Source organism: Schlesneria sp. (assembly GCF_036405755.1).
In the GTDB taxonomy this organism is placed as follows: Bacteria; Planctomycetota; Planctomycetia; order Planctomycetales; family Planctomycetaceae; genus Schlesneria; species Schlesneria sphaerica.
The window spans coordinates 1-13,550 of the sequence record NZ_DASWWZ010000028.1 but is presented as its reverse complement, the minus strand read 5'-3'; the positions used below and the strand labels follow the sequence as shown (position 1 = coordinate 13,550).

General features: G+C 57.9%; 6 protein-coding genes. All 6 read right to left on the bottom strand.

The genetic code is table 11. The features are described from left to right. Positions 1-120: 120 nt before the first annotated feature. Positions 121-1,149, bottom strand: coding sequence for an AAA family ATPase (locus VGE80_RS00955; protein WP_440591348.1), 1,029 nt, complete (start codon positions 1,147-1,149; stop codon positions 121-123). A 74-nt stretch (positions 1,150-1,223) separates the two neighbouring features. Beyond that, complete coding sequence (locus tag VGE80_RS00950; RefSeq protein WP_440591347.1) at positions 1,224-5,180, bottom strand: hypothetical protein; 3,957 nt, start codon at positions 5,178-5,180, stop codon at positions 1,224-1,226. Between the two features lie 48 nt (positions 5,181-5,228). After that, positions 5,229-6,854 (bottom strand): hypothetical protein, encoded by a 1,626-nt coding sequence (locus VGE80_RS00945; protein ID WP_440591346.1) that lies wholly within the window; start codon positions 6,852-6,854, stop codon positions 5,229-5,231. A gap of 65 nt (positions 6,855-6,919) precedes the next feature. Further along, positions 6,920-9,367: a hypothetical protein gene (locus tag VGE80_RS00940; RefSeq protein WP_440591345.1), complete on the bottom strand. Its 2,448-nt coding sequence runs from the start codon at positions 9,365-9,367 to the stop codon at positions 6,920-6,922. Then, the gene (locus VGE80_RS00935; protein ID WP_373653206.1) at positions 9,364-12,054 is read right to left on the bottom strand and encodes a BatA domain-containing protein; all 2,691 of its coding nucleotides are present in this window, start codon (positions 12,052-12,054) and stop codon (positions 9,364-9,366) included. Before VGE80_RS00935 ends, VGE80_RS00940 begins: the two co-directional genes overlap by 4 nt. A gap of 109 nt (positions 12,055-12,163) precedes the next feature. Continuing rightward, positions 12,164-13,309 carry a squalene--hopene cyclase gene (locus tag VGE80_RS00930; protein ID WP_440591344.1) on the bottom strand — a complete coding sequence of 382 codons (1,146 nt, stop codon included), beginning with the start codon at positions 13,307-13,309 and terminating at the stop codon, positions 12,164-12,166. Between the last annotated feature and the right edge of the window lie 241 nt (positions 13,310-13,550).

Sequence of the window (13,550 nt, the reverse complement as noted above, 5' to 3'; positions counted from 1 at the left end):
GCTGGTCCGTATTCGCGGACCAGCCACGCTGGATTCTGTGGTCGATCCGACCAATTCATGGTGCATACCAGTGCCTGCTGGTGCGCTGCGGCGAATCAGGCAGTTCGCCACGCGATTCGATTAAGCGGGCCGGGCATATTTCCTGTCGGCCGGTGTTCTTTCCATGAGCATGTCGATCAGCTTTTCGCTGTTGATGTCTGCCGCCTGTGCGGCGTAGTTGGGGGCGATTCGATGCCGCAGAGCTCCCTGGGCCACTGCCTGCACGTCGCCGATTGTCGCGTGGTAGCGACCGTAGAGGATGGCTCGCGCTTTTGCACAGGTGACGAGCGTCAGGACTCCGCGCGGGCCGGCTCCCCAGTTCACCCATTTGTTGACGAAGTCGGGGGCCTCTTCCGTGCCCGGACGAGACGCGCGCACCAGAGCATGAGCGTAACCCAGCACCTGATCACTGACGGGGACACGCTGGACCAGTCGCTGATAACCGACGATGTCTTCACCGGAGAGGACTCCCTCAATCTTTCCCATATGCCCTGTGGTGACGCGTCGCGCCACTTCCCACTCGTCTGCGGCCGAGGGATATGCGACGCGAATGTGCAGCAGGAATCGGTCCAGTTGCGCTTCGGGCAAGGGATAGGTCCCTTCCTGTTCAAGCGGGTTCTGCGTTGCCAGCACAAAGAACGGATCGGGCAACTGATGGATCTGGCCCCCCGCTGACACTTGTCGTTCCTGCATCGCTTCCAGCATCGCGGCCTGAGTCTTGGGTGGAGTACGGTTAATCTCGTCCGCCAGAATCATGTTGGCGAAGAGCGGACCTGGCAGAAACTTGTATTCGCGATTGTGCGTTTCCAGATTTTCCTGGATGACATCGGTGCCGGTCACGTCACTGGGCATCAGGTCGGGGGTGAACTGGATCCGCTTGAACGTTAAGTGCAGGGCCTGTGCTAGTGAGCTGATGAGCAGCGTTTTGGCCAGACCGGGGACTCCTTCAAGCAGGGCGTGCCCGCGTGCGAAGATGGCGATCAGGACCTGTTCAATGACGTCGCTTTGGCCAACGATGACTTTTGCGAGTTCATCGCGCAGCGTGTTGTAGGCTCCTTCGCATTTCTGTACTGCCGCGACGTCGTCCGCAGGAATGGAATCGGTGGTCATGTGATAAGTCTTACTGGTGAAATTGTTCTTAGTGATGATCGGGCTTTTGAACGGCAACGGGAAGGGGCGACCGTTCAATCCACACTCTGCAGATAGTTTTTCAGGCGTTCTTCATAAGCTCGCGGCGGTTTCTGCCCCGTACCCGCGCGAAGCGACTTACGTAGCTCAGGAGGTAACCTTGCGAACCAGGCTGCTTCCTTCGATTGCTTTCCTTCGATCTTATCCTCGGTCTCACGAGCCTTGTCCGAGGGTTTCGAGGTGGCACTGGTCCCTTCGGGTTCGCGCTGAATCGGTCCGTCTTTGACACCTTGATTCGTGGTACTGGTTCCCTCGTTCTTTGAAAGCTTCGATGATTCGGAGTGTTCGCTCGACTGAGCTTCTCCCTGATCGCCGTCAGTGACTTTTCCGGATTCCGACTGTTGTCCATCAGCCTGCTGAGACAATTTGGGCATCTGCTGTCCGAGTGCCTTCCGGGCCGCTCGCTGAGCTTTGGCACCCGCCATCATGTCTGCGGTTAACTGGGGGGACTGCGGGACAAAACCCGTCCCCAGATCGTTAGGTTTGCCGGAAGAGGCTTTTCCCGGTTTGGCGATCGCTGACTGCCCCGCCTCGGAGGGGGAAACCGCAGGACCTTCGGTGCCTTGCTCGGCTTGGGCGGAAGGGGGCGAGGGACCGGCATCCGCCACGTCCGGTGCTGTGGAATCCTTGGAATCCGTCGGGGGCTGAGGGAGAAGTCCGTCGAGCGGATCCTCCGAGGCGGCATCCTCGGTTGGCAACATCGAGGCCAGCTCAAGAGCTTCGCGAAGCGGAAGGTTGGCAACTTCCTTCTGTCCGCTCAGCTCAACGGCTCCCTGACCCGTTGCTCGTTGCGAGTCGGCGAATTGTTGCTTGGCCTCATTTAAGGATTGTGCCGCCGCTCGTTGCTGTTCGGTAGAAGCTTCTTCCATTGCTTCGGCCATTCGCTCCAGTTCTGCAGATTGTTCGGCGATGGTGTCGGCGGCCAACTGCTGGCCTTGTGCCAGGCTGGCCACCGTCTCGGCGATGGCCTGGTCTCGTCGAATCTCCTGCTCTCGAGCACCCAGGTTGGCAGAGGCTTGCTCCAAGGCCATTTCCGCGTCCGCTTCTGCTTCGCTGACTTGCGTGGAGGATTCCGTTGCGTGTGAACCGCGACGAGCCGCCTGGGCAGCAACATCGATCGAGTCGGCCGCTGCCGGGTCCGCTGCCGCGACTTCCTCCGCCATCGCTTCGTGTTGATCCGCCAGTTCCGCGAGTCGTTTTTCACGTTCCCTTGTCGCCGCATCGACGGCTGCGACAAGGTGACGGAGCGCCTCTTGCAGCTTCGCTTCGGCAGTCGCCTGGAGCGCACCTGCTTCACGGGGAGCGACGACCAGGGCTCGTTCAGCGCTTGCGGTGGCTTCCACCGCTGGATGTACGGCCGAGGCTGAGACTTGCGAGGCCTGGCTGGCAAATGCTTGCGCCTGTTTGGTCGTTGCTGCGGCGTCGGCTTGCGCCTGTAAGTCACTGGGATGAGTCGGCGGCTGCTGGACTGTTGTCTGCGCCTCGGATTGCGCGATCACCAACGCGGCTCGCAGTGCCTCGGCGGCTTTCGCTTGAGACATCATCGCGCCCGAGGGATTGGACTCGAGGATTTGTCGTGCCGCCTGCGCAGCTCCCTGGTGAGCATCGTCTAATGATTGAATCAGGCTTCCGGATGTGGATTCCGACAGGTCGGGCACAAGGGTCGTAAATTTTCGGGCAGTGTCCAAGGCCATCAAAGCAGACTCGGCCGCTTCTTCCTCTTTGATTGTCGCTTTCAGTTCCGTGGTCGCTCCGGCCTGGGCGGCTAATGCCATTTCCGTGGCTGCCTGCTGGGCCTCAATTCCGCTGGCAATCTGATGGACGAGTTGAAGAGCGAGAGCGGCAGCCGGTTTTCCAGACGCGGTTGCCTGTTGCTGAATTGCGGTGTTCAGTTCGTTTCTCGCCGCGTCGAGTTTTGCCAGATCGCCGCTCGAGGGCAGATCATCGAGAGCGCGGTCTACAGCCGCCCGAGCAGTGGCAATCTGCTCTGCCTGCTCGGATGTTTTTTGAGCCAGTTCCTGGGCCGTCGTCACGACGAGTTTGCGAGCGAGTTTTGCTGCGTCGGCCAGATTCTGTGACGCCTTGCGTGCCGACTCGGCCGCGATCTCCGCGGCGGATGCGGGCTCACCGGCTGTCTGGTCCGCAATCGATTGCAGCTTTTGTGAAGAGTCCTTTGCATCGGCCGCGCCCGCCAGAATGTGTTGCGAAGCCTCTGCTGCGATCTGAGCAAGCGCTTTGGCCGTTTTTTCCGCGATGGCGTGTACATCGTCCTGACGCGCAGCCAGGTGCCGAGCCTGTTCTGCTGTTTCGCTGGCAGTGGCTGAGCCGGGTTCTGCGAGAGCATCCACTTCGACGGCGATCTGCCGCTCTTCGGAGGCTGCTCGTTCGAGAACTTCCGCAGCGCGCGCCAGTTCACCGATTTTAACAGCCGATTCGCGTCGTTCTGTGTCAGCGATGGCCGAATCCACGGTGGCGAGTGCCCGGTCCAGAGTGTGGGCGACATCTGTGAGCGACTTCGCTGCTTCCTGCGAATCCGTCTCCGATGTTGCTGCTTCGAGGGCTGTCATTGCAGCCGAGGCCGATTGCTTCGCTCGCGTGAGTGATTGCAGGACATTGGCAGGGAGATCAGGGTTCTCCAGAGCCGCCTCGGTGGCCTGAATGATCTCGGTGAGTTGCGCCGCAGTGGCCTGAGTCTGTTCGCCCGCATCAGTTCGTACAGACGGTTGTCTGAGTTTTGCCGCGTTCAATGCGGCTTTGGCTTCGTGAAGTCGTTTGATGCTTTCTGCCAGTTCCTCGGCTGATCGGTCGGGGGAACTCTGTTTCGCCTGTTCCCGGAGCGTCAGTTCCAGTGCCGCCAGATTCCCGAGGACCTGGCCTTGTGACGAGATGGCCGTTTCGAGTCGGCCGTCGAGCAGACTGGCTGCGGCATCGAGCGCCGCGGCTTCTGCCAGTTGCAGAAGTGCTTCCCCCTTCGGAATTTTGGGAATGACCTCCGCCAGTCCGGCGATGTCTCGTTGTAACAGGGCCTGTTGTTCAACGAAATCCGGGGGAGGTGGTTGCTGATCGTCGAACAATTTTGTTTCGTCTCGAAGCTGTTTTTGTCGTTCCATCAGACCACGTACTCGGTCAATGTTCGCCAGGAATTCCGAACCGAGTCCCTCCTGGGTTTGTTCGACGACGCGCAATAGTTCCTGCAATCCCTTAATGACTTGACCCTGCTCATCTGTTGCTTCTGAATGTTGCACCGACTGCAGGTGGCGTCCGGCGGAATCGAGATGGGGGCCGACTTCGGTGACGTTCAGGATCCTCAGGGCATCGGCGGCCGTGGAGGAAAGGGACCCGCTCCAGGTCTTCATATCGACAAGAGTGTCGATCAGATGCAGGTAGAGTTCTTTGACGTCGCGCTGATCTTCAATGGCGCGCAGTGTGAGAATCTCGTGCAGAGACTGGGCTTCAGTCCGGACTGCCCGGGTATTCTTCTGTACCGTCGATTGCTGATGGATGAGATTTCGAACCTGTTCGACCAGTTCCACAATTTTGAGCCGCTTTAACAGATTCTGTCGCTGAACAGCCAGTTGACGAACCACGGTCCGAATCTGCTGGCGGGCATCGACGAAGAGGGCCTCACGCTTTTCTCCAGGAAGTCGCTGGGCTTCGGCGAGTAAGTCAACGACGTTCGTCATTTCCATCTCAACCAGATGGTTGAGGTTCTGACGCATCAACTTAATGTCGCGATAAATTTCCTGGTCAGACAGACCATTCTCATCGAGCTGACGCAGTTGCACATCAAGGACGTTCGCCAGCAGTTCACGCGTCAGGGTTCGCGCACGCTGCTGGTCTTCCTGCTTGCGGAGGAGCGCTTCGTTCTCAAGAACCTGTCCCCTCGACGAGGCAGCGCTGCACACGAACAGACCGGTGACGAGGAGAATCCGTGACCAGAGAGAATGCTTCATCGGTGGTTGCTCTCCCGTCGAATGAACTGGTCCATAAAGATCGTCGAGCTATTTTTTCTCATCACTGATCCCCAGTTCGCGCTGCAGGATTTCCTCGAGCTGTTTCGCAGATTTTCGATCTTCTTCGCCGGTCTGTGTCAGGATACCGCTCAAGTCCGTCACGCTGAACTGGACCGGCTCCGTTTCCGCCGATTGGCCGGGAAGGGCCCCCCGCCAGTCGCTGACTCGCAGCGAGACTTTGACGTCATCTCCCTTGACCAGTTCATACGCAGAAAGGGGAATGCGGACCTGATCTCGCAGATTGTGTTGCGGTTGGTCCTGGTCTTCGATCCGTTTGAGGGGCAGGTCATGCTTCGACGATTCCCCTCTGGCACGCGAAATTTGAATGCTGGCTGTGACGGTGGCAATACCAAAGTCGTCGACGGCGACGTAGTCGAGTGTCGGCTGTGCCGAAGGAAGGACGTGCCGCGTCACGGCAGTTGCGGCAATTCGGGGTGGACGATCCGACTTCAGTCGAATCTGGCCTGCAACAGGGCTTTCGAGAGACAGACCATCGTAGTCTGTCACCTGGATTTCATACTTGAGTGAGTCGCGAATGTTCTCAAAGGGAGTGTTTGGCGGCAATGACCAACTCACCCGGCCCGAGGGAATGTTTCCGGTAGCAACCAGATCGTACGTGGTGTCGCCTGTCGTCAGTCGAGCCGAACGGAGTTTCTTGTTCAGGCAGACCAGTTTCAGTCGAGCCTGAGATCCGTCCAGCACCGCGATCTGCCGCGAACTTCCTTCCATGTCATCCTGTTTGAGTGTTGCGGAGGCATAGGTCGGGGGGGCCACATTCCATGTCACATCAACAAGTGGCAGGGGGATGATGGTGAATTCGCCAGGGTCAGAAGTCGCGTCACCGATTTCAATACGCATCCGTAGAGACTCGGTCAGGTACGAGAGTTCTCCCTGGAAGTCGCCCGGCATGTTGGGAACAGGACGTAGCTCGATGCGATTGACCGCGTCATTCCGCAGCCCCTGCAGCGTCGCATATCCGACTGTCGGAACGGCCCCCTCGCAGCGGGCTCTGACAACGATGGGAACACCAAAGGGAATCTGTTGCTGGTGAGTCTTGCCGCGATAAAACACGGGGACGTCTTCCCCATTTACCGAGAGGGATTGAATCTGTGTTCGCGTGGGATAGCGTGCATCACCCAGCAGCAACCTGTTCCAGAATGCCGAGGTATGTTGAGGGACGGCCAGAATGGTTCCCGCCACCAGCAGGACTACTGCCCCCAGTTCGACCAGTCGCCGTGGGAGCTTCTGGTAGGAAAATCCCTCGAGCACATTCAGCGAGCGACTGAATTCGGCCACGTAATCGACCACAGCGCTTGTCAGTCGTGTCGAACCCCACGAACGGGATTGGGGCTGATCAAACTGCAAAGCGGCGACCAGATCGTTGTCGATGTGATGTTGCTGCTCGACGATCAGAGCGACCTCTTCCAGCGACTCACGATGAGAGAGCAGCGGCACCCATTTTTTTACCCCCCACCCGATGGCCACCAGAATCCCGATCAGGATGACGAACCGTGACTGGGCCGAGAATCGAAAGAGCCAGTCGCCTGCGAAAATGAACCAGATCAGCAGCAGGGTGAATGTCAGCAGACGACAGGCGGCCTGGGATTGGCGCACGAGACTTCGTTTCCGCCGGAGCAGATTCAGCTGCGATCGAAGATGGGGGAGCTTCGTTTGCATGATCAGGCCAGATTCACCAGTTTGCGCACCAGCCATTCCGCCAGCAGGAGTACAAGGACCAGCCCAAACGTGAACCAGTTGGTCCACAGCGGGATGATCTCCAGACTGATCTCTTTCTGACGGACAGGGTGGTAGTCTTCGATGAATCGATCGACATCTCTCAGGTCGTAGTCTTTCCCACCGGTTTCTGCTGCGAGATTTTTCTGAAGCAGGGCATTTCGGATCGGGCTTTGTCGTTCAATTGACTGATTCGCCACGTCGAAGTTGATCTCGGTGATGTCACCTGTGACGGGATCGGTGACGCGCACGCGGTATTCTCCCGTACTGGTGACGGGAAGTCGCGTCTCAAAGATACCGGGCCGAAGCGGGGGAATTCCCACGATCTGCGTTCGATTCCCCTCGGCGTCCTCTTGAGGCTGGATCCACTCTGTACACAATCGCCGTTCCGGAATCTCTTTTTCGTCGAGGGGGCGGAACTCTTTGTCGTAAGCCTCGACGGTGATCCTGACCTGTTCCTCAGGACGATATTGTTTCTTGTCCGTTCTGACGACAAACCGCTTGTGACTGCCGAGTGCGTGGCCGAGGCCCAGTCTGTGAATCAATTGGCCCCAGAACTGGCGGTAGAATTCCTCGCCCCGTAACCGCCGAAGTCGCCACATCTCATTGAAGGCGATATAGACGACTTCGCCCCGGCCGTACTGGCGAATAGCGATCAGGGGTTGAGGAGTCCGTGCGTCGCTGCACTTGTCCAGCGGGTGTTCGGCAAGAACTTGCGTTCCGCGCGCCTCGACTCGTCGCACCGGCTGATACCAGGGAAGTTTGCCGAGGTTGTTCCAACCCTTCAGGGGATCATCACTGGACGTGCCCATGCGCATGAAGTCGAACTGCCCCGCAATCGGGGTGAGGTTGAGGTGAAATTCCTGGTTGTCCCGCCGCCTGAGATCGCCATCGACGACAACGGGCAGCATGTCCGCCAAAGCGGTTTCAGCCAGTTGGCCCGGTCCAAACCGGGGCCCTGCGATGACAACCAGCCCACCGCCGAACTGGCTGACAAATTCCCGTGTCATTTCACAGAATCGTTCGCTTAAGGTGGACGCCGGCATATCTCCGAGGAAGATCACGTCGTTCTCGAAGAACTGACTGCGGGGAAGGGTGAGGTTTGGAAGGAACAGTTCATTCGTTTCCCGGACCACGGGATCGGCCGATCTGAGGAATGTCCGAAAGCCGCGGGTGCCGACCAGTTTGTCACGGTGAAAGATTTCTTTGACAAAGCGCCACTCCCACGTTGGTTCATACTCCACGAACATCAGCCGCAGAAAGTCGTCAATGATGCTGACTTCACGCGTGGCTCGATTGTTTTCGGTGACGACTTCCCCTTCGACGGGGTCGACTTCCGCCGTGACGACGTACCGTCCCGTCACATCTGGAGTGAAAGGAAATTCGAGCTGAGTCATTCCTTCCGCAAGGGTCAGTTGGCGTTCGCCAATCGGGATCCGGTGCTGTTCGCTTTCCGTCGCTTCTCCGGCTTGATGAGCATAAACCTGAACGGAGACCGGAGTGTTCTCGAGTTCACGCTGTCTTACTGTCACAATGATGGTCGATGATTCGGACTTCTTAATTGTCTGAGGAACGATCAGGTCGAGACTGAGATCGACCGCGGTGACCGGACCGACGCCGACGGTAAAGATCGGAACCCCTAGTTTCTTTGCGGCCTCCAGTGGTGAAGTTCCCGAGTTTTGTCCGAAGTCACTGACGACGACGACTGCCGAGACATTGTCGGAGGCATGTTGTCGTGCCAGTTCCTCGAAGGCGTCTCCCAAGGGGGTCGTACGACCTGTTGTCTGCCAGTCCGCAAAACGGCTGGGCTGCGAGGTTGTTTCGTCAAAGCTCAGGATCCGAACCCCGTCTGTTTCGCCAAAGCTGAAGAAGCGGAGGCGATACGAATCAGACAATCGATCAATCAGATTGTGATCCGCTTTGTGCAGCCAGGCACGGGTGTAGTCAGCTCGTGAGAGGCGGTCGCTGCCAGATTGGGAAGGGTGCTGCGATCGGTAGCCCTTGAGATCGACTGCGGTCGCCAGGCTCGAACGCTCGGCTTCGGGAAGCTCGTCCGCGATCGACATGCTGTCACTGCCATCCAGCAGAAACCATAGGACCGGCTTGGGGAGACTGACCAGAGCCAGTTCCAGCGTAGGGTCTGCGACGATCAGCAGAACCAGCGAGAGAATCAGTGATCGGAGGACCGCGAGTCCCAGACGGGCAGGCCGCTTTGCGTGGGGCTGCCACTGCAAGTAGAACCAGAACGTGAAGACAGACAGGCCGAGACATCCCAGCACCACCAGACCGGGCCAGGGATGAGCCCAGGCAGAGCCGAAAGAAATCCGAATCGACTCGATGGTCGAGATTTCACTGTAGCCCAGTCTTCTGCCAACAAATGCTGTCCAGTTCATGAGGAAACCACCTGCCCCCGAAGTTTCAGCGAGGGCCCGGCTACAATGAACATCTCCCACAACAGACAGGCCAGTACGGACCAGCCGAACCCTTTCCACAGGTTTCTTCCCCGACTGCTTCCCCCTTCCAGCCGAATCGGATCATTGGCCGTGAGGACGCGAATCTCGTACTGATCAAGTTGTTCCATTAAGGTCGCAGCAGGTAATGCGGTCAGATTGGATTCACTTTCGGCCCCGTTCACGGCAATGGGAATCTCGTCCACCAGTCTCGCTGCAGAAGTATCTCCACGGGCGCCTTGTTCGGATTGGACAAGATAGGTCCCTGCTCGGACCGGGCGACGGATCGTGACACCTGATACGCTCGGATTGATGGCTTCGACGTACAGGGCTTCCCGGATTCCGGACGGCCTTATGACCCAATAGCCAAGCTCGTCACTTCTCTCGACGGGAATGGTGATCTTCTGCCCGGCCAGATAATTTCGACGTGAAAGCGTCTCTTCCATCAATTGACTGCACGTCCGATGGAAGAAGTACATCGCCCCGGAACTTTTGAGCAGATTCCACTTTGAAGTGACGCCGCTGGTGAACAGGAGCAGTCGGCCAGCACCAATGCGGCGCTCAACGAGGTAGGGCATCCCCTCGCCGTCGAAAGCCGCCAGCACTCGAGGCTGGCTCCGTTTCGCCAGTTCCGCGGGGCTCAATGTCCGATCGACTAACGGAAGAGGGGAACGCCAGTTCCACCACGATGGTTCCCAGCGACGGTATGTTCTTTCAGCTTCTTCGACGACTGCGGAGTTATCCGCGCGGGACGAGGGGCGTGCTTCGTACGCTTCCAGAAACTGCTGACGTTCGGTCAATCGTCGGGTGTCGGCCTCCAGCAGATCGCTCAACAAATCCGGCGACATCGTCGCCTGAACCGCTTTGAAGAAGGGTGTCGCATCGAACAGGGCTGACAGAGTCTGGGGATCTTCTCCTTCCACCAGAAAAAAGTCGTGCTGCATCGTCTCGAAGGCGAGGTAGAACGGCCGAATTTGTTGGGATGATTCTTCTGGAGTCATCCCGATGGGACTCGCAGCAAGCGGGACAGGAAGGATTCCCTGGCCTGATCGCCAGGCCCGTTCAGTCCATGCAGACGGATCGAAATGGGCTCCCGCCAGTACAACCAGTGGCCCACCCTGCTGGACATAGTCATGCAGCAGCGAGATTGTGGACTCATCTGGTTTCTCGACGCCCCCAATGATGACGAGTCGAGCTGTTTCGAGTATTTCCTGCGTGATCTGATCTCCCCGCAGATGAATGGTCTCGATGAGCCGTCGTTGTAACTTGTCGACGCTGGAGCGAGGGGCCAGCAGATGTCGCAAGGCATACGTCTCACCAATCCGGTTCTGCTCCAGGTTTTCATCGTCACCGAATTGATCAACGAAGACGACCGGCAGTGATGAGACGACAGGTACCACGATCTGTTGTCGGTTGTCTTCCGCCAGTTGATCCATCGACAAGTGTTCGGGCCGGGCGATGACGGTTGCAACAGTCCAGTCGGGCTTCAGGGGATCGGGGGTAGTCTCAAACTGGTGAATGAATTCGATCTCCCGTTCCTGTCCGGGAGACACTTCGAGTATCTGGCTGGCAACTTCAAGTCCATCGATCAGCAGTCTGACCTGGACTCGAAACGGCGGGTCCTCGCTTTCCCGGGTTGAACTGGTCTCTACGCGACTGGCATTCAGGCGGGCTAGCAGCCGACAGGGGACTTCGGCACTTGTGAGGCCGTCTTCGACATGCAGACCCGAGATCCAGACATTCCGCGCGGGGGAAGTTGCGACCTGGACAATCTGCATGCCAGTGAGCTGCTGCATCAACTCGGGAGCGACGGTCGCCTGCCAACCCGTCTCCTGCAGGTCGGTGAACAGGACGACTCGCTTGGCGGGGGGATCCGCCGTCTGCTGAGTTGCCTGGACGGCGAGTTCCAGCCCTGACCGGATGCTTCCTTCAGTATCGACCAGCGGGATTCGGTCGAGTGCACGTCTTGCGTCTTCTTTGTTTCGGTAACCTTCCAGTGTGTAGGGGGTCTCTGAACCTGCTAAGGGGATGACGGAGATCCGGCTTTCCAGCGGAAGTGAATTGATGAACTCGCTCGCTTTGCTTTTGGCGCGATCGAGCAGACGGGTGCCGAGTGATTCAACGCCCATACTTCGACTATTGTCCACAACGAGGATCGCGTGCAGGGGCATCCTGCTGCTGAAGCGAGACTCACCCGAAGTGAGATTTCGCTGAGACAGTCCAAACAACTGAAACCCCGAAATCAGCACGCCGAAGAGTAATCCCGCTGTGACAATTCTGCTTCGTTTCCCCTCAGTCGATGTGGCCCAGTGGATGGCCAGTCCGAAGGTGGTCACCAAAGTTGCCACCAGCAGAGCGTTTTGCCAGGCCTGGCCAGATGATGCTCCCTTGAAGTAAGGACGTGCCAGCATCAGTCCGAACAGAGCGATGGTCAGAATCCGTAGTGCCAGCAGAAGGACATCGCGCAGATGAAGCTTTTTGCGAGTCCGTTCAAGAGCGTCTCGCAAGAAGTCCATTGCGGCCCAGTTCACCGTCTTGAATCGTCGTCGATTCAGCAGATGAATCAGCACAGGACCCGCTGCCGCGGCAATTCCTGCGAGAGCATATGGACTGGCGTCAAAACTTAGCATGAATCTTCTTTGAGGTTGATCGCATCTTCCGCAATGGCCACCTTACTAACCCGGTCGAAGAAGTCGGGATCCCAGCACGGGTGCACGCGTCATCGAATCAAGCCGGTCATCAGTTGCGGGCTTCCTTCCCCAGATGATCGCCCAGTCCTTCAATCTTACCTTCCTGCAGGATCGGGAGATACCGGTTGGGGATGGCGAGAATGAAACAGCCCACAGCCGTTCCGTATAATTGACCAGGCTTGCCGTGGACCCAGCGTGTGTCGCGCCACGAACCGTCTTCGGACGGATTTTCGGGTTTGCGAACCTGAGATTTGACCAGGTGATCTCTCAGAATGGGATAGTTCGTTTCCCAACGGGTTCCCCCCGTCTGGTACAGAGCCTGGCCTACGTAGTAGAGGGTATAGGCGTCGAATGGAACTTCCCCGTTCCCTTTGACCGGAGAAAGCCGAGCGATCTCTCTGGTCATGTAATCGAAGTTCTTGGGAATGCGCCAGTCGTCGTACTGGCCGAATTCCTGCAGGCAGACCACGCCACATGCGGACATCGCGATCGTGGCCCGATTCCCGTCGTAGGTGAATGTTCCGCCCCCTTCCAGGGCCATCTCCTCCAAGCCACGGGCACCGTTATCCGCCTTGTAGTAGCCGCGAACACTTTGAATCGCCAGCTTGATGACATCGTTCCGAACTTCGAATCCGCTGTCGACGGCACTGCGCAGCGCCTTGGCCTGCATCACAGACAGACTCAGATCGTGCCCGTGCGCCTGTCGCTTCGCCCGGTAGTCCCAACTTCCGTCGTCACACTGTGTATTTGCAATCAGCTTCAGGGCTCGTTCGAGCGTCTTTCCGATTTGTGGATCGTCGGTCATTCCGTAGGCCTGGCCCAGCACGAATGCGGCAAGGCCGTGGTTGTAAAGATCCCGTTGCGCGTCCGCGATATTCAGCAGGCCAGAGGGTTTGGCATTCTTAACGACAAATTTCAGTGCTCGATCGACATTATCACCGTATTTGCCTCGTCCAGGCATATGTCCCGCTGACAGAAACGCCAGGGCTCCCAGTCCGACCAACCCCAGATCGTTCGATTCCCAATTTCCCTGAGGTCCCTGTGTTTTCGCCAGCCAGGCAAGTCCGCGATCCAGCGCCAGTTCGGATTCGGGGGTTACTTCCCATTCATTCTGACCCAGAACTGGAACCGCCAGCGCCGCCCAGAGTACAGGCGCGATGAGAAGGCTGCGGAATACGATGGTAAGTCTACTCATGGTGACGTTTAAAGATCGGGGTGGGAATGTTGCATCGAACGTGGCGTGCTTTGGGGTGTATTCTACGCATGATGCGCGTGTCGTTGCGGACCAGTTTTTTACCACGTTCCAGGATCCCTGACGAGCAGGGAGGGGTTATACGGTGCCGAAACCCGCTACAGCGCGCGGATCTGGCAAGCGAGTCACGGCTGTGGTGTGGTCCGAGTTGGTCTTTCGCAATTGGACTCGGTCGCTTCAATCA